The sequence below is a fragment of the Streptomyces sp. NTD91 genome (assembly GCF_059510455.1).
The window spans coordinates 1-20,850 of sequence record NZ_JCAJZW010000045.1; the positions used below are offsets into that span (position 1 = coordinate 1).

Here is a 20,850-nt window from a genome sequence, read left to right on the forward strand (position 1 = left end):
ACGATGCCGCATCGGAGACCGCATGCACGCTGACCGCGACCTGACTGATGGCCTGCTTGCCCAGCGCACCACCGTACCGGGGAGCGACCGACACCGACATCCTGCCGTCCTTGGGGAACGACACGTAGGCCGTCGGGCGCCCGCAATTTGGCCTGCTGCCCTGCGGCATATGACGATCACAGCAGCTACGACTCTTCCCCGCAATTCCCCGGCGGCGTCCGCGCCTTCGGGCACGCTTCGGGCACGGGCATCGGGGCGAGCCCACCCGACGGTTCAATGGTGGTGCGCCGCATCGGGGTCGGGACTGAGGGCTTCGATTGGCGAGGGGTGAACGGTGCGCAACGATGTCTCCGCACCAAGTCAGATCGAACCCCAATTGTCCGAAATCCTATAGATTGATGGCGGATCATGCTGCATCAGTTCTGGGTATTTGCCAATTAAACGAACAGATGGAACGCCTTGACCCCAAGCCCCCTGGCGGCTGCGATTGACCGAGTGCTAAGGTCCCAGAGCTTGATCAACAGAGCGCCAGTCGCCTCTAGGGAGCGGTGGGTATGAGCATGAAGCGGGCGTCATTACTTGCCGGGGCAGTTTTTTCTGCACTGGCACTTTCGGCGACCAACGCGGGCGTCGCCGAGGCGGCAACGTACGGCCACGCCTGGAATGACAGTCCCTCGGTGAACATCTGCCTGGCGGCTGCCGGCGGCGGAACGAGGGTCATTCAGTGGACCTGTGGCAGTGGCGAAGAACAGAACTGGGTTCTGTACGGGCTCGGGAGTGGCATCTACTCCATCCAGAACGAGTCTACCGGCGAGTGTATTAAGAGCTCCGGAGTCAAGGGCTCTCAAATCTACACGGGTGGATGCAATGGCCCGACGAATGTCTCCTCCAATATGGAGTGGAGATGGGTGAGCACCAACAGTGACGGCTACCGCGAACTGCAGAGCATCACCGACAACTACTGCCTGACCATTTCTGGCGGATCCCTCTCTTCGGGCGCCGACGCGATCGAGTGGACCTGCCAGGGGACGCCGGACCAGTACTGGGACTTCACGGCCATCGCCGGCGCCTAATTGAGATTCAATTGCGCTCCTCCGGGACGTCCAGCACGTAAGCAAGGCTATAGCGGCGCCCCGAAGCGCCCGTCTCCCAAAAGTCGGGCGCTGTCATGGCTTCGAAGTCGGCTCTCGTCGTTCCGAACTCCGGCCTGTGAAAGAGCGGTTCCCTTCGAACGAGCTCGTCGAGAAAATCCTGCAGTCGCTCGTCCGTGACGAGATCCGGTTCCATTCTCAGCAGCTAACACACCAGAGCCGGCCCAGGCATCCGAGTTTGTGGACATCCACGTCGCTTTGCACATCACCCAGCCGCCAACCTCTGCCAAGCGTTCAGCAGTGGCCAGTCAGAAGTTTCGGCGGGGCGTCGGCGCTCCAGGGCACGAACGTCGGGTGATCCTTGGGGGCGATGCTGACGGTGTGTAGCGAAAGCAGTTCGGTGACCCCATTGCATTGCCCGGCCGGCGTGGGCGGTGCCGCCGAGTGTGCTCGGCGGCTTCCCTGCTTTGATACTCAGTCGTGCGTCTCCGCAGGGGTGCGAAACGAGATCCAGACGTCAGGAGGCAGGTCCGGCCGACCTGGTACCCGTCTGCGTTCCTCAGTCCATGCGTCACCGGCGATCTGCGTGGCGACGCGACGCCAGAAGCGCACCGCGGCCGTGTTGGCGTCCTGAAACGCGACTTCCCACGAACCCGGGTGACTGGCCACGATCTCCTGAACGGCGTGCAACCCGATCCCTGTCCGCCGTGCGCCGCGCACCACGAAAAAGCTGTTCAGCACGCGCGTCGGATTGGTCAAACTGCGGACGAACGCGAAACCAGCAGGGCTGCCACCGCTCGTCAGGAGGTATGGCGCCCAGTCGGTCTCAGAGAAGGCCGTGTGGAGCCGATCGTTGCGGAAGGTTCCGTCCGCGTTGGGCAGCAGACCGTTGAACTCCGACATGTCATGTCGGAACATCAGCCACAGCCGCTCCACTACGGGGCGGTCGGCAATGCCTGCGAGGCGAATGGATACGTCTGGCACGAGACTCCTTTGCAGAGGTGGTCGACTGGCGAGCGCCGCATGCCCAGACCGGGGGCACCAGGTCTTGGGAAGGCGCCTGTGTGATCAGCGCTGGACCCCGGACGAGCGGCCCCAGGGCATGAAAAAAGCCTCCCCGTCGGACGCTGTGTCCGGGCCAGGAAGGCTCAGTGCTGACGGGGATTCTAGCAGGTGCCTTGGCCTCCCCCACCGGCGGGGGTCCGCGGCCGTGCGCATCCCGCTTCTGGCCGACCGCCCATTGCCAGGCGGACTGTCTGGTCAGCTGTGATTGCGAGTTCTGCAGCACCTACGGGACGACCGGCCTGACCCTGCGGCTACAGGCTCATCCCGGGACAGAATGATCCTGCGTGCGGGTCTTCCTCTTTCAGCTTTCACGGAATTGCGGTCAGAGCTCTGAAGCTGCCCATCCTATGCTCGGTGATGCGGCAGATTTGCTCTCCGGCATTCCGCCCATCGAAGGCTCTCACCTGTGGTGACGGCGCCGCGAGGAGGGATGCCCCGGGGGGTCGGCATCGCTGGGGTGGCGCATGAGGGGGACACTGTTGCATGCCGTGCGGGCTGGCTTCCCCGGCCCACTCCGCGATCGTCCAGCAGTTCTTGCGCGGCAGGTTTGACAGCAGGCCGAATACCAACGGCCCGGGTCGCAGGCGGGGTTCGTACCGGGTGAACCGGCCGCGATCCGGCCCATGGCCACCCCGAACGCCTCCCGCCATCGGGCGGGATCTATGCTGCGGCCCGCGGCCACCGTCTCATCGTTTGTCCACACAACCAACGATGATCAACAGTGGCCGCACCCGTCTCCGCAGCAGCCCTGACTACCGGCGACATGGCCATCGCGTACGGTCTGCGGCATGACGGCAGAGGATTCGAAAGCCCCCAAACCCCGGGTGCAACTGGTCATTGGCATCATCCGCAGAGACAACGAGATCCTGCTCGTCCGAGAGAGCCTCGGCACCGACGGGGAGATGCTCTGGTCCCTTCCCGGTGGCGGGGTCGAGGACGTCGAGCTCATGCACGAAGCTCTCCGGCGCGAGCTGCAGGAGGAGACCGGGCTGCTGGTGGGCGACCCGGTGCGGACCGCATTCCTCATGCACATCGACTCCGAGCAGCACCCTTCGGCGTTGGCCGCTGCCTTCGAGATCGACGAGTGGTCGGGAAACCTCGCGCCGGAGGACGACGACATCGAACAGGCCGCCTTCTTCCCCCTGCCCGACGCCCTGAAGCTGCTCGGCGAGTTGGACAGCGCAACGCAACGGGAGCCCATCGTCGGCTATCTGACCGGGGCCATCACGCCGGGGACCACCTGGCTGTACCGCAACCGCGGTAAGGCGGAGAAGCTCGTCGCCCGCTGGTGACGCCAGACGGCGGCCACCACATGAAGATCCACGGTCTACAGCTGGCTAACCCTTCAGTTGTAGTTCGGTGATCTGGTTCGTCGGGCAACTGCCGGTCATGGGCGACTGGTCCGGCGAATATGGCGCAAGTAGCTGAGTGGGATGCCCAGTTGGAGGAGTTGCTGCTGCAGGTCTCCGACGTCTTCCCGCGAGCGGATCTGCGGAGGCGGGCAAAAGCGTGTGTGCGTGGACTGTTAGGACCGGTCCCACGCAAATCGACGGCGAGATGCCCACCCACCAGCGGTGGGCACTGGCACGCCGCAGCATCAGCAGGCCCGAGACCTCGGATTGCGTTTCACCTGCGGCAACAGCGGCTCGATCCGCTCCCACAGGCCGTCATTGACCTCCCGGGGCCGACGTGTCCTCTTCTTCGTCTCTTCGTCGAGACCCTTGCCACTCGCTCCGAAGCCATGATCCACCTCGCCATGACCGACCTGATGGGCCGCCGCCTCTCCGGCGAAGCCACCATCTCCTGGCCCGTCCCGACACCACGGGATCAAACACCGATTCCGGGATGAAATGTCGGGAGGAGACGACCTCCTAAGAGCTGTGCAGCCATGCGGCCGAGTTGCCGGCGAGCTGCCCCTCGTGGACGGGGGCGCTGCAGAGCACGATCGATCCCCATTCGGCAGGTGGCCTGAGCGGTGTGTCGCCGAACACCACTACACAGGTGACGCTCTCCCGGCGGAAGGCGAGCACGTCGTCTCGGCCGGGGACGTCGATCCACGTCACCGCCTGGTTGGCCTCGGAGAACAAGTCCCGGTGGACGCGTAGCGCCCTGCGGTGCAGGGTGAGGGTGGAGTCGGCGTCCTTGAGCTGTTCGGACGCGGCGTACTTGACGAACCACTGTGGTTGCGGGAGCCAGGGTTCGGCGGTCACCTGCGTCGGTGAGAAGCCGAAGCTCGGCGCCTGCGCGGTCCACGGCAACGGTACGCGCGATCCGTCGCGGCCTGGGTCGAGCCCCTCGGAGCGAAACCAGGTCGGGTCCTGACGGGCTTGGTCGGGCAGCTCAAGCACCTCGGGCAGCCCGAGCTCCTCACCCTGGTAGAGGTACTGCGAGCCGGGCAAAGCGAGGAGGAGCAGGAACGCGGCACGGGAGCGCCGCTCACCGAGGACGGTGTCCACCTCGCCTCGTGGCCGGATGAGGGCGAGGTTGCGATCGAGCGATTCGTGCGGCTCGTCGGGGCGGACGATTCCATAGCGTGTCACGGTACGGTGCACGTCGTGGTTGGCCAGGGTCCAGGTGATGGTGGCACCGGTGGACCCAATGCCGGTGAGGGCCCGGTCGATCGAGCTGCGGAACAGCTGAGCGTTCCAGGGCTGCTTGAGCAGATCGAAGTAGAAGGCCTGGTGGAGCTCGTCCGGGCGCAGGTAGGCGGCGAGGTCGGCGACGTCGGGGACCCAGATCTCCCCCACAAACGTGAGTTCTCGATCGGGCGCGTAAGAATCGGCGATGCGGCGCCAGCGACGGTACACCTCATGGACCTGTGGGCGGTTGTGCGTGTACTCGTTGTAGTGGCCACCGGACCAGTCCGGCAACCCAGGGTGCTTGTGCAGAGCGGCCGCCACATCGATGCGGAATCCGTCGACGCCGCGTTCGAACCAGAACCGCAGCACGTCGTCGAACATGCCGATGACGTCCGGGTGCGTCCAGTCGAAGTCCGGCTGGGCGGCGTCGAAGAGGTGCAGGTACCACTGGCCGCGTGTGCCGTCGGGCTCCACGATCCGAGTCCAGGCCGGCCCGCCGAAGTTGGACAGCCAGTTGTTCGGCGGCGTCGCTCCGTCGTCGCCACGGCCGTCGCGGAAGATGAAGCGCGCGCGTTCCGGCGAGCCGGGGCCCGCAGCCACCGCCGCGCGGAACCACGGATGCTCGCTGGAACAGTGGTTGGGCACCAGGTCCATGAGCACCTTCAGACCCCGGGCATGCGCGTCGGCCGTCAGGGCGTCGAACGTCGCCAGGTCGCCGTACTCCGGAGCGATGTCCGTGTAGTCGGCCACGTCGTAGCCGTGGTCCTTCTGCGGTGAGGGGTAGCACGGGTTGAGCCAGATGCCGTCGACGCCGAGTTGGACGAGGTAGTCGAGGTGCTGGCGAAGTCCGTCCAGATCGCCGATCCCGTCCCCGTCGGCGTCGGCGAATGAGCGCAGGTAGACCTGGTAGACAACTGCATCGCGCCACCACGCTCGCTCGGTGGAGGGGCCGGAGGACGAAGCCAGGGCCACGGTTGTGTGCCTTTCTGTGAATGCGGTCGTCGAACAGTCCGAGGTCTCACGCCGGCTACTTGACGGCGCCCGCGGTCAGGCCGGAGATGATGCGCCGTTGGAAGAGCAGCACCATGATGATCAGGGGGATGGTGACGACGGTCCCCGCGGCCATCACCGCGGTGTAGGGCTCCTGGTGGGGCTGGGATCCGGTGAAGCCGGCGATCGCGACGGTGACCGGCGCGACTGCGGCGTTGCCGTTGGACAGCAGACTGGACAGGAGGTATTCGTTCCAGGCGGATATGAAGACCAGGATCGCGGTGGTGAACAGGGCCGGTGCGGCGAGCGGCAGGATGACGAGCCGGAACGCCTGGCCGGGCGTGCAGCCGTCGATGCGGGCCGCCTGTTCCAGTTCCCAGGGCATCTCGGCGAAGAAGCTGGTCAGGATCCACACGGTCAGCGGCAGGGCGAAGGAGATGTCGGGGATGATGAGGGCTTGGTAGCTACCCAGCCAGTGGATGCTGGTGAACAGTTGGAACAGCGGGGTGACGAGGGCGACTCCGGGAAACATCGCCGCGCTCAAGACCAGGCCGAGGACCAGGAACTTGCCGCGGAAGTGCAGGCGCGCCACGGCGTACGCCGCGAAGGTCCCGACCAGCATGGCGATCGCCGTGGTGGCCGCGCCGATGATGGTGCTGTTGAGGAGTGCCTGGCCGAAATGGTTGCCGCGGCTGGTATCGAAAGCGGTGCGGAAGTCGTCAAGCGTGACATGGGTCGGCCACGGGGTGGTGTCGAAGGTGAATCCCACCTGACGGAACGCGGTGACGACCATCCAGTAGAAGGGGCCCAGGCACCACACGATGATCGCTGCTATGCCCGCGTACAGACCGAGGCGGCCGGCCGTCCGGCGGAGCGCCAGCGATCGGAGGGAAGGCGCTGCACAGGTGGTTCCCGTGGTGCTGGTCAAGTCACTTCACCGCCGACTGCTGGGTGCGGATCACATTCGCGTTGAACAGCTTCACCATGAGGAAGGCCACCGCGAAGATGAACAGGAAGGTAATGGTGGACAGGGCGGACGCGCCCCCGTAGCCCTGCTCGAGCTGGTCGATGACCAGGATGGACAGGGTCGTGGTGGAGTGCCCGGTGCCGCCACCGCCGTGGGTGAGGATGGCGGGCAGATCGTAGATGCGCAGCACGTCCAGGACGCGGAACAGGGTCGCGACCAGCAGCGCCGGGCGCACCATCGGCACGGTGACGTATCGGAAGCGCTGCCAGGCACTCGCGCCATCGACCCTGGCCGCTTCGTACAACTCGGTGGGGATGATCTGCAGTCCGGCCAGGACGAGCAGGGCGACGAACGGGGTCGTCTTCCAGACGTCCCCGATGATCACGGCGAACCGTGACGCCCACTGCCCGTCGGTCCACAGGATGTGCGTGCCGAGGACGCTGTTGACGATGCCGTTGTAGGCGAACATGAAGTACCACAGCTTCGCCGTCACCGCGGTGGGGATCGCCCAGGGCACCAGCACGCTGGCCCGCAGCAGCGAGCGGCCCTTGAAGTCGCGGTGCATCACCAGCGCCATCAGCGTGCCCAGGAACATCTCGACCACGACGGTGATGATGGTGAAGAGCACGGTGACGGTCACCGCGTCCCAGAACTCGCTGCCCAGGGTGCCGGGCGCACAAGCGGCGACTCCGCAGCGCTGGAGCAGCCAGTGGGTGTAGTTCCCGAAGCCCGCGAACCCGCCGCCCCGGGTGAAGAACCCATTCTGCAGTGACTGGTCCTGCCGGAACGAGGTGATCAGAGCGGCCACCACCGGGTAGCCGATGACCAGGGCGAGCAACAGCAAAGTGGGGCTGATCAGCAGCAGTGCGGCACGGCCCTCACCCGTTGTGTGGCGTTGCCGGCGCGTACGCAGCCGTTTCGACCCGGCCGGCTCCGTTGCCGGTCTGTCGGTGGTAACGGTCATCTGTGTCCCTGTCGTGAGGCCGCGCCGGGGCGGATGCGTGCGGGAGGTGCAGAGTCGTGTCGGCGGTGGACCGGGCCGTCACTCTTTGCCGGCCCGGTCCACGGCTCGTGACGTCAGCCGCTCGTGGCGGAGTTGATCGCTGCCTGCATATCCTTCAGAGCCTGGGAGACCGATTTGCTGCCCTTGATCGCGGCGTAGGCGTTCTCCTCGATGGCCGCGGTGACACCGGGGTAGAACGGCGTGACCGGGCGGCTCTTGGCGCTCGCGAGGCTCTCTCCCAGCGTCTTGAGGTAACCGAGCTTCGGGTTGGCCAACAGGGTCGGGTCCGTGTACAGGCTCTTGAGGACCGGGGCGTTGGATTCCTTGATCAGCAACTCGTTCTGGATGTCGTTGCTTTCGTAGAACTTCAGGAAGTCCAGCGCGGTGGCTTTGTGCTTGGAGTAGACGCTCATGCCCAGGGAGTGCCCGCCCAGGGTGCTCGCACCGATGCCGTTCGGCCCGGGCTCGGGGGCCACCGCGAACTTGCCCTTGACCACCGAGCTTCCATCGTTGCTGGCGAGGTTGTAGACGTAGGACCAGTTGCGCAGGAACAGCAGCTTTCCGGCTTCGAACGCCTGGCGCCCCTGCTCCTCCTGGTAGGTGATGGCCTCTCTGGGGATGTCACCGTTCTTGTAGGCGTCCGCAAGGAACGACAGGCCCTTGGCGGCCTGCGGTGTGTCCACGTCGGCGGTCTTGCCGTCGGACTTGACAATCTCACCGCCGGCGGCATTGATCGCCTCGGAGGCGTTGACGGTCAGCCCCTCGTACTTGGCGAACTGGCCCGCGTAGCAGCCCATGTGATGGGTCTGGGCGATCTTGCAGTCGGCGAGTAGCTCGCTCCAGGTGGACGGCGGCTTGGGGACGAGGTCCTTGCGGTAGTACAGCATCCCGCCGTCGGAAGTAATCGGTGCCGCGTACAGCTTCCCCTGGTAGGTCGCGGCGTCCACGGCCACCTTCAGCAGCGGTGCGGTGTTGAGGGCGAATTTGTCAGTCAGCGGCTGCAGCCAGCCCTGCGCGGCGAACTCCGGTGTCCAGACGACGTCGACCGACACCACGTCGTAGCCGGGGTCTTGGGCCTTGAAATGCTGGACCAGGTCATCGTGCTGCTGGTCGGCCTGGTCGCTCTGCTCCTTGAGAGTGACCTTCTGGTCCGGATGCAGGGCGTTCCACTTCGCTATGATGTTCTTGACGTCGCCGGTGTTGTCCTTGCCCTGTACATAGGTGATCGGGCCGCGGCCCGACTCGTTTTTCGATGCGGTGCCCCCACTGCCACCCGACGAACCGCATGCCGCCAGCGCCAACGTGAGCGCAAGGGCGCCTGCGGCTGCCACAAGTGGCCGCCTTGCTCTGTTCTCCACCTGGTTCTCCTGTTTCCTCTGTAGGACAAGGGAGCACTGCGAGCAGCCTTGAGCGACGAGTCGGCTCGCCACTTCCGGCCCGGGCGTCATGGCACTCCGCAGCTCAGCACCATGGGAAACCGGACCTGATGTGACTCACCCATGCCCCGGATGGACCTGCTCGCCCTCTTGGAGCGTTCAAATAGTGCCAGGAAGTTTCGTGGCCGGACTCCGCCGCGTCAACCCCTTGAAACAAGGAAGAACCGCCGGGGGAACTTCGTCGCGGATACACGCCTTCCAGCCGCTCGGAGGACGGCACCAGGGGAGCTTGCAGTTCGCGGCAGATGCCGACGACGCGGAGCTGGGGCAGGGGCCGCCCCGTTCTCTGACGGTGCGGCCGCGGCCCTGGCGACAGCGGGCGCGGGACGGCCTCCGGCCGAGCGGGCCCTGTGCTCAGTTGGCCGCCCCGACACCCAAGTCACCGCAGGAGGGAGGTTGTCGGCTCGTCAGGTCACCGGGTGCTGCGCGAAGCCGTCCCCCCCGGCCGGGGCTGCGCGACGGGGATACGCCCTGTAGGGCGCCCCTCCAGGTAGCCGACGATGGCCACCGCACCGGCAGCCGCCCATGCCTGCGGACGACAGGCCGTGGGGTGGGCGAGCAGGTGCCCTCCAACGCCGCCTGTGGCGCCGTAGAGCTCCGGCAGGCGGTACTCGAAGTACTCCGCCGCGGCCACGACGCCCTGGGCGAGGGAGCGGGCCACCGAGTGGTGTCCCTCGGCAGCCAGTCCGAGGACGGGGCCCGCTTCCACACGGAACGCCACGACTGCGTCACCGTCGCCGCACCAGGTCTCCTCCGGTTCGCGGTTCGCTGCCAGCCCGACCTCCTGGCCGTCATCCGACCAGCGCACCCGTGAACCGTCCACCTCCGCGGCGACCGGGACACAGTCCGCGCCGGCGCGAACCCGGCCCATCGAAGCCGAATCGCTGCCGCAGCGCACCAGCAGCCACCGCTGACCGGTGCGGTGCCGCGGTTCACGAACTCCAGCCGTTCCGTGAGCCTGCCCGGCCCCACCGTGCGATGACGGTGCAGGCTCACCAGGGCGTCCGAGGAGGCATCGCCATAAGGCCGCGCCTGGTAGCTGAAGGCCGCCGCCACCACCGCGCGACCTGTCCCCCGGAGTTACCGTGGCGTCGGCCACCTCAGCCTGAAGGTGCGACAGGATCCTGCGATCACTGTCGTAGAACCCCTCCCCCACCGGCGTAAATCTGGCCGTCGCCTCCGCTCAGGCACACCGACGGTGCCCGCACGACTGTGACCAGCTCATGCAGTCCGAGGGTAGGAGTGCGGGAGTGGTGCCTCACCGGTCCTCCATCGACGGTTTGTGCTGCCGGGCGACGGCGCGTCCTGTCGGTACATTTGCCGTTCACTACATTTGAACGTGCAACACGCACGTTACCCGATCGATGCCGAGCTCATTAGGCTCGCTGTCGACGGGGATGGCACCACGCACGAGAGGAGAGCAGGAAGCGTGGCAGAGCAGGCCCGGCCACCAACGAAAAACCCGGCCCCAACACTTGAGGACGTCGCCACGGCGGCCGGTGTGTCCCGGCAGACCGTCTCCAACGTCATCAACGCGCCAGAGCGGGTTCGCCCCGAAACCCGCGACCGTGTGGAGCTGTTCATCGCCCGACTCGGCTACCAGCCCAACCGACTGGCGCAGGCCTTGCGGGCCAACACCTCGCGGATGATCGGCTACCGGATCGAGCCACCGACGGCCGACGCACTGGACCCGTTCCACGACCGTCTGCTTCATTCCCTGGCCGAAGCCAGCCGCGCCGCGGACCGTCACTTGCTGCTGTTCCCGGCCGACGACGACGCCGCTGAGATCGAGGCATGCCGACGCCTGCACCGGAGCGCAGGAGTAGAGGCCTTCGTGCTCTACGGCATCGATGCCCGGGACCCGCGACCGCGGGCCCTGCTCGACCTGGGCGTCCCCTTCGTCGCCTTCGGGCGGACGGCGCAGGCCAGCGAGGAATACGCGTGGGTCGATGTCGACAACTCTTCCGGCATCGCCGCCGCGGTCAACCACCTGGTCCACCGAGGCCACCAACGCATCGGGTATGTGGGCCTGAAGCCCGAGGGGAACGTGGGCGACCAGCGGGCACGCGGCTGGCATGCCGCCATCGACCGGCAAGGGCTGCCTTCAAGCTGCCACGCACAGGCTCTGTGCGGGGAGGACACTGTTCCCGCCGGCATGCATATGGGCTTCGCGCTGCTGGAGCGGTCCGACCCGCCGACCGCGATCGTCGCCGCCTCCGACACCCTCGCCGTCGGAGTCGTGCGAGCGGCCCAGCGGTGGGGGTTGGAGGTGGGCCGGGATCTCGCCGTCGTCGGCTTCGACGACTCCCCCACCGCCGCCGCACTGGACCTCAGCAGCATACGCCAGCCCATGGCGGAGATCGGGCAGCAGATCGTGACCGCCCTGCTCGACAGCACTCCGGCCACGGCAGGCGCCCAGGGCACCGCCCGCGACTCCGGCCGCAGGCTGCTGACGCCGACCCTGGTCGTCCGCTCCTCCAGCGCCAGTCCGGCGCCGCGCACCACGTAGCGGGTGGGCTGCCCTGGCACCTACCGGCCAACGCTCTCCGTCGCCGCCGTGCCCTTGCCGGAAACCTCGTCCACGCAGGTCAGGCGGCATGTAGGTATCCGCAAATAATGCCGCTGAGGCCGTCGCGTTCCGTAGGTTGAGGCGGGTGGGTCGTTCCGGATCTGTTCCGTTTCTCCAGACCGCTCGCCGAACCCACTGTGCGCCTTTGCAGGGCCCGCACAGAGCAGCCAGGTGTGAACCAAGCACTGGACGCCGTGAAGACGTGTCTCAGTCGTGCCCGATCCGACGGGAACCTAAGCGAACAGCTGCCGCCGAGGAAGAGCTGTCCGATCTGGTGGTCACCCAGACGACCCTGGCCCGCGTGTTCGCCGAACGCGACGCCTACGAACCGGAGTTCGAGCAGGTGTCTTCACGGGATGCGGATCCGGACGATCTGCCTGGCTGTCTGCCGCCGGTCGTGCGCGTCGCGACCGGTGAGGTGCCCGCCGAGGGCGACTGGCCGGTGCTGGCCCTGCTGGCCAGCGCGAATACGCCGCTGCGGGCGAAGGAAATCTGCGAGGTGACCGAGGAGGCCGTCGACCACCGGCACGTCGAGACGCTGCGGATGCGGCTGAAGCGCATGGTGCGAGGTGAGTGGCCGGCCGAGCCGTCCAAGGGCCTGTTCGTGCTGGCCGATGGCGTTCGCGCACCCGATCGGACCTGATCAGGCGGGCTCTTCCCCGCGTCGTGCCTGGTGACAAGCCTGATACGACGCAAGGGAAGAGCCCGCTGCCAGACTACGGCCCGCCCGGGATCGGCGAGGTGTTTCCCGCCGCCCGCGCCGCCTTCGAGCAACTGCTCACCGATCTGTTCGACCACCAGGGCGTCTCTCACTCCGAGGCGGAGGAATCCATCGCCGCGCGCGGCCGCGAGGTGCACCGCCTGATGCTGCAGGAGTGGTTCGCCCAGCATGCGCAGCGCGAGGAGCGCCTGCCGGAGGTCGCCGGGTCCGACCAGGTGGTGCGGCGCGCCGCCGAGGCGGGTCACAAGCGGCTGCTGTCCACGCGGTTCGGCACCGTGGAGGTGGAGCGAATCGCCTACCGCGCGAAGGGGGCTTCGAATCTGCACCCGGCCGATGCCGAACTGGACCTGCCGGTCGGGCGGCACTCGCACGAGCTCAAAGAGCTCGCCGCGATCGAGGCGGCGCGCGGCTCGTTCGAGGCAGCGGCCACCGCGATCGAACGCGCCGCCGGCACATACGAAGGACCGCATCGGCGTCACCGACTTCTGAGTGATGGGCCCGCGCCGCAGCCGCCATCCGTCGGCGGTCTCGAACCGCCGCTCCAGCTCCGCCCAGATCTCGTCGTCGTCCCATGCCCCGGCGTCGGTGCCGTCCGGCACCCGGAGGTAGAGGCGGGACACGGACGGCGACCGCATGGACAGCAGGGCGAATCCGCGGTCGTGCCGGGCGTAGACCAGCTCGTCGTGCGACGGCGGTACGTCGGCGAGGACGCCGAGCCACCCGCACGGGTACGTCCGCTCGAACTCACGGGAGAGGGAGGCCGGCACCGCCTTGCGGGCCACGCCCTAGAAGCCGTCGCATCCGACCACGTAGTCGCACTCCAGTACGCCCTCGTCCCCCTCGCAGCGGAAACGCACGCGCGGCCGTTCGCTCTCCGCGCCCTCGACCGCAAGCGCCTCCGCCTCGAACAGCAGCGGACCGCCCTCCTTCAGCTGCAGGGCGATGAGGTCCTTGCACACCTCGGTCTGCGCGTACACCATCACGGAGGGTCACCTCCGAAGGTGGACACCGGTTCGCGGTGTTGTGCGGCGAATGTCATGGTAGCCGGTGCTGACCTTGTGAAGACCGGGCGGCCCCGCGATCGCACTGTACGTGAACAAGGTCAGCGGGCCTTCTGAAAGGTCCGCCGGTACGCCTGCGGGGACACCCCGATCGCCGCCTGCAGGTGCTGCCGCAGGGAGGCGCCGGTCGCGAAGCCGACCTCGGCGGCGATCCGGTCCACCGGCAGGTCGCTGGACTCCAGCAGGTGCCGGGCGCGGGCGAGGCGCTGCTGGATCAGCCAGCGGCCGGGGCTGAGGCCCACCTCGTCGTTGAACCGGCGGGCGAAGGTGCGCAGGCTCATCCGGGCATGCCCGGCGAGGTCGGAGAGGGTGAGGGGCTCATCGAGGCGCTCCAGGGCCCAGGCGCGGGTGGCGGCGGTGCTCGCGGCGCCGCTGACGGGCACCGGCTGCTCGATGTACTGCGCCTGGCCTCCGTCGCGGAACGGAGGCACAACACAGCGGCGGGCGACGGTGTTCGCCAGGTCGCTGCCGTGGTCGGTGCGGACGATGTGCAGGCAGAGGTCGACGCCGGAGGCGGCTCCGGCCGAGGTGAGGATACGGCCGTCGTCGACGAACAGGACGTCCGGGTCGAGCTCGACCTTCGGGTACCGGCACCGGAACTCGTCGGCCGCCTGCCAGTGAGTGGTGGCCTTGCGGCCGTCGAGGAGCCCGGCCTCGGCGAGGATGAAGGCGGCGGTGCAGATGGAGACGATGCGCGCGTCGGGGCGGATGCGGGCGAGGGCGGCCGTGACCTCGTCGGGCAGCCGCGGCGGGATGTAGTCGGGCGGCATGGAGGTGACCACCACCGTGTCCGCCGTGTCGAGGATCTCCGGGCCGTGCGCGACGCCGATCGTGAAGTCGGCGTTGGTGCGCACCGGCCGGCCGTCGACGGTGCAGGTCAGCACCTCGTAGCGGCCGTCGGCGGCGCCGAGGATGCGGCTGGGGATGCCCAGCTCGAAGGGGTAGACGCCGTCGAGCGCCAGGACGGCCACGCGCTCCGGTTCCCGCTTGCCACTCATGGCACGATCCTATCGAATGTTGGCAATCATGCCGTTTCCGGGCCGGGCGCACCTTGGCAGGCTGGGTGACCATGAACGATGCGAACACGATGCGAGCCGTCAGCCAGGACGTCCTCGGCGGTGCCGAGGTCCTGAGGGAAGTGCGGGTCGGGCGGCCCGCGCCGCGCCCGAACGAGGTGCTGGTCCGGGTGCGGGCCGCCGGGGTCAACCCCACCGACTGGAAGCACCGGGCCACCGGCGGTTTCCTGGGCGAGCCGCCGTTCGTCCTGGGCTGGGACCTCTCCGGCGAGGTCGCCGAGACCGGGATCGGCGTGGCCGCCTTCAAGCCCGGCGACGAGGTCTTCGGCATGCTGCCCTACCCGTTCGGCCACGGCTCGCACGCCGAGTACGTCACCGTCCCGGCGCGCGCCCTGACGCACAAGCCGGCCTCGATCGACCACGTCCAGGCGGGCGCGCTGCCGCTGGTGTCGCTGACCGCGTGGCAGGCGCTGACGGAGTACGCCGATGTGCGGCCCGGGCAGCGGGTGCTGGTCCATGCGGCGGCCGGCGGGTTGGGGCACGTCGCCGTGCAGATCGCCAAGGCGCGCGGCGCGTACGTGATCGGTACGGCGAGCGCGGGCAAGCACGACTTCCTGCGGGAGATCGGCGTGGACGAGCCGATCGACTACCGGTCCACCGACGTGACGGAGGCCGTCCGGGACGTCGACGTCGTCCTGGACACGCTCGGCGGTGAGACGTCGGTGCGGTCGCTGCGGGTGCTGCGGCCCGGCGGGATCGTGGTGTCGGTCCTGCCGGTCGGCCCGCCGGAGTTCTACGAGGAGGCCGAGCGGCTGGGCGTGCGGGCGGTGCGGATGCTGGTGGAAGCCGACCGGGCCGGGATGGAGGCGGTCGCGGAGCTGGTGGAGTCGGGGAAGCTGAAGGCGACGATCGCGGGGACCTTCCCGCTGGCCGATGCCGCCAAGGCGCACGATCTGGGCGACACCGGCCGGACGACGGGCAAGCTGGTGCTGCTGGTCGACTGACCAGGGCTCAGAAGGTGAGTCTGGGTCGCCACTTCACGTGGTGGCGACCCGGTCGGCCTCGTTCTTTCGTGGTGCTGTGTCCTTCATGTCCCGCGGCACGACGAGTGACGGCGCCAGCCGGCCTCTTCAGCAGGTCAGGCGCCGTCTCCACGAAGGTGCCCGGAACCGGGCTTGAACCGGTAGAGGTGACCGAAGAACCGCAGGTCAAGACGTTGACCTGCCTAAACACCCTGGACCAGACCGTCCCAGCCCCCCATGGAACCGAGCCAGACCGGACCAGGGCGCCATTTCTGGCGCACCTGGCGCACGGCCTGGCGCACAGTTCCGGAGCCTTACGCGGCGGCGCTCAGCTCGCCGACGGCCGGGCGACGAGTGCCACCGGGTCCTGGCCCGCCGGGAACTCGAACCACTCGCCGCGCACCCGATACGCCTCGAACCGGGCGTGCAGGGCCTGTTCCACGGCCAGGTCGCCCGGGCCGGTCCACAGGATCGCCAGCGGGAAGGGGTTGTCGGTCTGGAGCTCGGCCAGCCGGTCCGCCGGGCTGCCCTGCCGATCTTCACCGGGCGGAACTCCGGGGAGCCGATGACGTACACGCCCACGCTGTAGGGCGTGCCTCGACGGCCCCGCGTCGGGATGAGGGCGGGCAGCCGTTGCCGGTTCACCTGGAGCGTCGCCGCAATGTCGATCATGGTCGTGCCGTCCGCGTACAGGGCCCGGGCCATCGTCGTCACCTCTTCGTCCGGCAGCTCGGGGGCGGGCGGCGTGCCGCGGCGGGAGCGGCCCTGGATGTACTGCGACAGCAGCCGCCTGTTCACGCCGAGGGTCGAGCCGATAGCGATCATCGACATGCCCGCGTCGTACAGGAGCTGCGTAACGGCGCGCTGCTGATCGGTGGTCAGCTCGCCAATCTCCCAGTGGGCGGCCAGGTAGGCGGCCCACGTCTCGTAGCCCAGCTCTCGCCAGGCTCCACTGGTGTGGGCGTCGGCGACCTGGCGCCAGTGATCGGCGGCGGTAGAGTCGTGCACGTCGACCTGCTCTCTCAACGGTTCGGGTCGGCCGCCCCGGGGTGTTCGCGCACCTGCGGGGCTTGATCGTTTATAGCTCTCCTGCCCACCTGCCGCAGGCGCGTGATGGCTGGTCACCGGGTCGGGCGAGGGAGCGCACTTCCGGGTTCCGCGTGGCCGGGTCGCGCCGTTCGTGCTTCTCTGCGACGGATCGGACCCGGCCCAGGTGGTGCGGCGCGCCGCCGAGGTGGGTCACAAGCGGCTGCTGTCCACGCGGTTCGGCACCGTGGAGGTGGAGCGAATCGCCTACCGCGCGAAGGGGGCTTCGAATCCGCACCCGGCCGACGCCGAACTGGACCTGCCGGTCGGGCGGCACTCGCACGAGCTCAAAGAGCTCGCCGCGATCGAGGCGGCGCGCGGCTCGTTCGAGGCAGCGGCCACCGCGATCGAACGCGCCACCGGCACAAACATGGGCACGCGGCAGGTCGAGCAGCTGGTGCAGCGCGCCGCGGCGGACGTCGACGACTTCTACGCATACGTGCGCAGCGCCCACGCCCACGCCCACGTCTCCGTCTCCGCCGCCGGAGACAGAGACAGAGACGGAGACGAGGAGATGCTGCTGGTGCTCTCGGCGGACGGCAAAAGGATCGTCATGCGCCCCGAGGCGCTGCGCGAGGAGACCAGGCGGGCCGCCGCGAAGAAGGCTGCATCCGGGGGCGGGCCGTTCGCCACCCGCCTGGCCGGCGGGGAGAAGAACGGGCGCAAACGGATGGCGACCGTCGGCGCGGTCTACGACCTCGCACCGGCGCCGCGCCGACCCGGCGATGTGATCAGGCCGGGCGATCCCGGCGGCACCGAACGCACCGAACGTCCCAGGGCACAGGCGAAGTGGCTGACCGCCTCCGTCGAACGCGACGCCGCGCAGGTCATCGGCACAGTGTTCGACGATGCCGAGCGCCGCGACCCAGACCGGATGCGGGACTGGGTGATGTTGGTCGACGGCGCCCGCCACCAGCTGGACCTAATCCATGATCAGTGCGACGCGCGCGGGCTGGAGGTACGCCTGCTGATCGACTTCGTTCACGTGCTGGAGTATGTGTGGGGCGCGGCCTGGTGCTTCTTCGCCAAGACCGACCCCGCCGCCGAGAGCTGGGTCGGCGAGATCGCGCTGGAGATCCTTAAGGGCCGGGCCGAGCAGGTCGCCGACGCCCTCGAAGCGCACGCGGCCGCGGCGGAACTGGACGGCCAGCGGCGCTTGGGGGTGGACAAGGCGGTCGGCTACCTCCGGGCCAAACTCCCCTACCTCGGCTATGACATCGCGCTGGCGGAGGGCTGGCCGATAGCGACAGGCGTGATCGAGGGGGCGTGCCGGCACCTGGTGAAGGACCGGATGGACATCACCGGTGCCCGCTGGGGCCTCGCCGGAGCCGAGGCCGTCCTCAGGCTCCGCACGGTGATCAGCAACCGCGACTTCGAGGAGTACTGGAAGTATCACGCGCAGCGCGAGCACCTGCGGGTTCACGCCATCCGCTACCGCGACACTCGCAGCGTGATCACCGTCCCTCAAACAGAGCCGCACCCTACGGGGAACGTCGGCGGCGATCGCGCCCGGCCCAGGCCAGTACCTTGCCAGTTCAGCCGCGACCGTATACGGCGTCTTCGAAACTGGTACCCCAAGCCCGGGAGAAAAGGCGCATGCGGGAAAACCACGCGACAAGTCTGGCTTCTCTGCCACCCACGACGCCCAGCAACTGGACGCGAAGGAACGCCCTATGAGCGCAACTCCAACCCACCGTCCCCAGGCGGCTGGCATCGTCAGCATTCCGGCGGAACCGGGATGGCGCAGTGCGCGATGACGTCCAATTGCCAGTAGCTGCCCGCCGGGCAAGGGTGGCAGTGACAGCGATCTTCTTCGTCCATGGTGCAGTCTTTGCCTCCTGGGCCGCCAGAGTTTCCGCCCTGCAGACCGAACGCCGGCTGTCCGACGGACTTCTGGGACTCGTACTGGCCGGGCCGGGGGTCGGCGCGCTGGCGGGCAGCCAGGCGGGCGGGCTGCTGGTGCGTCGCCTCGGCAGCCGCGCGGTAAGTGCGGCTGCACCTGTGGCTTTGAGTGTGCCGCTGGGCCTCATCCCGACAGCGCACTCGGCGTGGACCCTGATGGGCCTGCTGGTGCTGCTCGGAGCAGCCGATGGCTGCACGTCGATGGCGATGAACGCTCAAGCGGTCGTGGTGCAGCGGCGGTATGGACGGGCGGTACTCAACGCGATGCACGCCGTCCGTAGCGTCGGTGCCGTCGCCGGCGGGCTGGCCGGGGTGGCCACGGCAGCCGTCGGTCTGGCGCTAAGCACCCAGTTCATGATCACGGCCGCCGCTCTCGCCGTCGTGTCGGCGGTGGCGGCCTGTGGGCTCGGGTCGGACGGGGAGCACACGCAGCAGGGGCAGGTGACCGGCCGGACGCAACAGGCCAGACGAACCAGCAAAACAGGGGCAGAAGCCGAAGCGGATCCCGCCCGGCCTGGGACATCCCAGGCCGGGGCACAGACGGACGGGCAGTCGCCCGAGACAGGCAGACGAGTCGCGACCGGGCATGGGCCAGACAGGCGGGCGATCGTGTTGCTTCTCGCGCTGATGACCTTCCTGGCCGCATTGGTGGAGGATGCCCCGGCCTCCTGGAGCGGCGTCTACCTGAGGCACGTGGGGGCGGGCGCCACTACGGCCGCAGCCGGATACGCGGCCTTCTCGGCCGGGTCGGTTCTCGCCCGAGTGTTCAACGACTGGATGGCCGATCGCATCGGCTGGGCCCGCCTAATCCGGGCAGGCACTCTGTGCTGCGCTGCCGCACTGACCGTGGCGCTGCTACTCGGACGGCCCGGCATCACACTGGCGGCGCTCGTCGTCGCTGGCGCCGGGATTAGTGCGGTCTTTCCTGGCGCGTTCACGGCCGCAGGCGGGCTATCCAACTCGGCCCTGATCATGGGCCAGGTCGCCTGCGCCGGAAATCTCGGGTGGCTGCTGGTCTCCCCCATTGTCGGCGGCCTGGCGACGCTCGTCGGTCTACCGACTGCCCTCGGCCTTCTGGTCGTCGCGGCAGTAACCATCGCCGGCCTGGTCCCGATCACCCACTCGGACGCACCAGCGCGCTCGGATACGCAGCAGAGCGCCCACGAGATGAACAGCTGAGGAGACCGATCGTCGGCAAGGAGGGTTCACACTCCTACGGCGACCGAGCGGTGGGCCTTCTACAGGCCCTCACCCTCCGAGCTGCGTCGAACCCCGGGGATCGGATGATCCTGGCTCCCCGTACCCCCAATGCTGAGGTGGACCACGAGGCCGTGTGCGTGCTCGCCCGCCAGTCGCCAAGGCGCGGCCGTGGTCCAGTCGCGTGCCGCCGTCGAGTTACTGGCGGGCTGCAACCGCGACGGCGTCGGTCTCCGGCTCGCGGTGCAGCGCTGTTCGAAGAGGTGGCGTGGGCGAGGAGGAGCCTCTGCCGCAACGGGCCCGAGGGCGCGGCCGAGCGCAGAACCCCGCGAGGCGCGCACCAGACGGACGGCGCGTTCGGCGCCTGCGGTGGCGCCGGCAAGGTGGTCGTTGAGATAGATGCCGAGCAACTTCAGGCCGGCCCCCTGTCCGGCTGAGCGGCGCTGGAGCGCGCCGGGCTACGCAGGGGCGTTCATGACAGACTCCTTCGGGTGCTGTGAATCCCCCTGTGCGCGCGACGGATCGGAGGCCGCGCCGGGTGTGCGCCCCGGCCGCGCCTCAGGCTGGACGGTGTGCAGCCGGTCCGGCAGGGGACCCGTGCCGGCCGTCGCCGACCCTCCGCACCCGGCACGGCGGACGCCACCGACCGCCCGACGAACCGGCCATGATGCCGATCCGGCAGGTGCCGTCGGTCCAGTGGATCGTGACCCCAGTTCATCAATGAGTGCCGCCACCTGTTGTCCTGTACGTCGCCTTGGGGCCGCTGGGCCGGATGCCGACGGATGTAGCCGACGACCTTGCGCATGCGCTGGTAGTCGTCGTCGGAGAGGTCGCCCTCCTTGGCCCGCAGGATGCTCACGATCCGGCGGCCGGAAGCGCGCCCGGTGACTCGCCTCCAGCTTCGTGCTGCCCGGCGTTGCGTGACTGGTCGGTGGCGAGCCACTTCTCCAGTTCGGCCGGCGTCATGTTCACCGGTTCACGGAACGCCTGCCCGACGTCTTCGCGCCCGTCGTCGTCCACGTCGCTCAATTCTTCTTCAACGCGGACTGCTTGTGCACCGCCGGCGGTCATGTCCTCTGCGACGGTGTACGCGATCAACCTTCGAGTCGGTTTGGTCGTGGCGGCGCATCCCGAACTCGCCGTAG

At 68.3% G+C, this 20,850-nt stretch carries 16 protein-coding genes and 4 pseudogenes; 8 read left to right on the forward strand and 12 right to left on the reverse strand.

Going from position 1 to position 20,850, the window contains the following annotated elements:
• Window positions 1–124, reverse strand: a pseudogene (locus AC5WRT_RS31930) (transposase); the annotation flags it as partial.
• Between the two features lie 430 nt (window positions 125–554).
• Between AC5WRT_RS31930 and AC5WRT_RS31935 the strand changes: the two are divergent.
• A complete protein-coding gene (locus tag AC5WRT_RS31935; protein WP_496100848.1) occupies window positions 555–1,073 on the forward strand; it encodes an RICIN domain-containing protein in 519 nt (172 codons plus the stop codon).
• A 492-nt stretch (window positions 1,074–1,565) separates the two neighbouring features.
• Here the strand turns inward: AC5WRT_RS31935 and AC5WRT_RS31940 are convergent, their stop codons facing one another.
• Both AC5WRT_RS31940 and AC5WRT_RS31945 read right to left on the reverse strand, forming a co-directional pair.
• Window positions 1,566–2,075, reverse strand: a complete 510-nt coding sequence (locus tag AC5WRT_RS31940; protein WP_496098059.1) for a GNAT family N-acetyltransferase — start codon at window positions 2,073–2,075, stop codon at window positions 1,566–1,568.
• Between the two features lie 560 nt (window positions 2,076–2,635).
• A pseudogene (locus AC5WRT_RS31945) lies at window positions 2,636–2,781 on the reverse strand (IS701 family transposase); the annotation flags it as partial.
• Window positions 2,782–2,944: 163 nt separating this feature from the next.
• Here AC5WRT_RS31945 and AC5WRT_RS31950 point away from each other — a divergent pair.
• The gene (locus tag AC5WRT_RS31950) at window positions 2,945–3,448 is read left to right on the forward strand and encodes an NUDIX hydrolase (RefSeq protein WP_496100849.1); all 504 of its coding nucleotides are present in this window, start codon (window positions 2,945–2,947) and stop codon (window positions 3,446–3,448) included.
• 579 nt (window positions 3,449–4,027) lie between these two features.
• Here the strand turns inward: AC5WRT_RS31950 and AC5WRT_RS31955 are convergent.
• The 5 genes from AC5WRT_RS31955 to AC5WRT_RS31975 all read right to left on the reverse strand — a co-directional run bounded on the left by AC5WRT_RS31955 (window position 4,028) and on the right by AC5WRT_RS31975 (window position 9,939).
• Window positions 4,028–5,707: a glycoside hydrolase family 13 protein gene (locus tag AC5WRT_RS31955; RefSeq protein ID WP_496098061.1), complete on the reverse strand. Its 1,680-nt coding sequence runs from the start codon at window positions 5,705–5,707 to the stop codon at window positions 4,028–4,030.
• A gap of 55 nt (window positions 5,708–5,762) precedes the next feature.
• Window positions 5,763–6,653 (reverse strand): carbohydrate ABC transporter permease, encoded by an 891-nt coding sequence (locus AC5WRT_RS31960; RefSeq protein ID WP_496098062.1) that lies wholly within the window; start codon window positions 6,651–6,653, stop codon window positions 5,763–5,765.
• A gap of 1 nt (window position 6,654) precedes the next feature.
• Window positions 6,655–7,656 (reverse strand): carbohydrate ABC transporter permease, encoded by a 1,002-nt coding sequence (locus AC5WRT_RS31965; protein ID WP_496098063.1) that lies wholly within the window; start codon window positions 7,654–7,656, stop codon window positions 6,655–6,657.
• Between the two features lie 113 nt (window positions 7,657–7,769).
• Window positions 7,770–9,026, reverse strand: coding sequence for an ABC transporter substrate-binding protein (locus AC5WRT_RS31970; protein ID WP_496098064.1), 1,257 nt, complete (start codon window positions 9,024–9,026; stop codon window positions 7,770–7,772).
• Window positions 9,027–9,543: 517 nt separating this feature from the next.
• A complete protein-coding gene (locus AC5WRT_RS31975) occupies window positions 9,544–9,939 on the reverse strand; it encodes a hypothetical protein (protein WP_496100850.1) in 396 nt (131 codons plus the stop codon).
• Between the two features lie 621 nt (window positions 9,940–10,560).
• On the opposite strand from AC5WRT_RS31975, the gene AC5WRT_RS31980 reads away from it, so the two are divergent.
• Together AC5WRT_RS31980 and AC5WRT_RS31985 are read left to right on the forward strand one after the other, a co-directional pair.
• Complete coding sequence (locus tag AC5WRT_RS31980) at window positions 10,561–11,640, forward strand: LacI family DNA-binding transcriptional regulator (RefSeq protein WP_496100851.1); 1,080 nt, start codon at window positions 10,561–10,563, stop codon at window positions 11,638–11,640.
• A gap of 334 nt (window positions 11,641–11,974) precedes the next feature.
• Window positions 11,975–12,343: a hypothetical protein gene (locus tag AC5WRT_RS31985; protein WP_496098067.1), complete on the forward strand. Its 369-nt coding sequence runs from the start codon at window positions 11,975–11,977 to the stop codon at window positions 12,341–12,343.
• Window positions 12,344–12,876: 533 nt separating this feature from the next.
• Here the strand turns inward: AC5WRT_RS31985 and AC5WRT_RS31990 are convergent.
• Together AC5WRT_RS31990 and AC5WRT_RS31995 are read right to left on the reverse strand one after the other, a co-directional pair.
• A pseudogene (locus AC5WRT_RS31990) lies at window positions 12,877–13,407 on the reverse strand (FAD-dependent monooxygenase); the annotation flags it as partial.
• Window positions 13,408–13,523: 116 nt separating this feature from the next.
• The gene (locus AC5WRT_RS31995) at window positions 13,524–14,480 is read right to left on the reverse strand and encodes a GlxA family transcriptional regulator (protein ID WP_496098068.1); all 957 of its coding nucleotides are present in this window, start codon (window positions 14,478–14,480) and stop codon (window positions 13,524–13,526) included.
• Between the two features lie 71 nt (window positions 14,481–14,551).
• Here AC5WRT_RS31995 and AC5WRT_RS32000 point away from each other — a divergent pair, with 71 nt between their 5' ends.
• Window positions 14,552–15,502, forward strand: coding sequence for an NADP-dependent oxidoreductase (locus tag AC5WRT_RS32000; RefSeq protein WP_496098069.1), 951 nt, complete (start codon window positions 14,552–14,554; stop codon window positions 15,500–15,502).
• 346 nt (window positions 15,503–15,848) lie between these two features.
• On the opposite strand, the gene AC5WRT_RS32005 is transcribed toward AC5WRT_RS32000, so the two are convergent.
• Window positions 15,849–15,962 (reverse strand): GIY-YIG nuclease family protein, encoded by a 114-nt coding sequence (locus AC5WRT_RS32005; RefSeq protein ID WP_496098070.1) that lies wholly within the window; start codon window positions 15,960–15,962, stop codon window positions 15,849–15,851.
• 219 nt (window positions 15,963–16,181) lie between these two features.
• Here AC5WRT_RS32005 and AC5WRT_RS32010 point away from each other — a divergent pair, with 219 nt between their 5' ends.
• From AC5WRT_RS32010 to AC5WRT_RS32020, 3 genes are all read left to right on the forward strand, one after another.
• Window positions 16,182–16,391, forward strand: coding sequence for a hypothetical protein (locus AC5WRT_RS32010; RefSeq protein ID WP_496098071.1), 210 nt, complete (start codon window positions 16,182–16,184; stop codon window positions 16,389–16,391).
• A 309-nt stretch (window positions 16,392–16,700) separates the two neighbouring features.
• On the forward strand, window positions 16,701–18,380 hold the full coding sequence (locus AC5WRT_RS32015) for an ISKra4 family transposase (protein WP_496098072.1): 1,680 nt from the start codon (window positions 16,701–16,703) through the stop codon (window positions 18,378–18,380).
• 23 nt (window positions 18,381–18,403) lie between these two features.
• Complete coding sequence (locus tag AC5WRT_RS32020) at window positions 18,404–19,687, forward strand: MFS transporter (RefSeq protein ID WP_496100852.1); 1,284 nt, start codon at window positions 18,404–18,406, stop codon at window positions 19,685–19,687.
• 709 nt (window positions 19,688–20,396) lie between these two features.
• Here AC5WRT_RS32020 and AC5WRT_RS32025 read toward each other — a convergent pair.
• Window positions 20,397–20,725, reverse strand: a pseudogene (locus tag AC5WRT_RS32025) (DUF3140 domain-containing protein); the annotation flags it as partial.
• Window positions 20,726–20,850: the final 125 nt, after the last annotated feature.

What these genes read in the sequence shown, in the direction of transcription:
- AC5WRT_RS31935 (WP_496100848.1), top strand. Translation starts at nt 555, where the DNA reads ATGAGCATGAAGCGGGCGTCATTACTTGCCGGGGCAGTTTTTTCTGCA.
- AC5WRT_RS31950 (WP_496100849.1), top strand. Translation starts at nt 2,945, where the DNA reads ATGACGGCAGAGGATTCGAAAGCCCCCAAACCCCGGGTGCAACTGGTC.
- AC5WRT_RS31965 (WP_496098063.1), bottom strand. Translation starts at nt 7,656, where the DNA reads ATGACCGTTACCACCGACAGACCGGCAACGGAGCCGGCCGGGTCGAAA.
- AC5WRT_RS31995 (WP_496098068.1), bottom strand. Translation starts at nt 14,480, where the DNA reads ATGAGTGGCAAGCGGGAACCGGAGCGCGTGGCCGTCCTGGCGCTCGAC.
- AC5WRT_RS32000 (WP_496098069.1), top strand. Translation starts at nt 14,552, where the DNA reads ATGAACGATGCGAACACGATGCGAGCCGTCAGCCAGGACGTCCTCGGC.
- AC5WRT_RS32010 (WP_496098071.1), top strand. Translation starts at nt 16,182, where the DNA reads ATGTCGATCATGGTCGTGCCGTCCGCGTACAGGGCCCGGGCCATCGTC.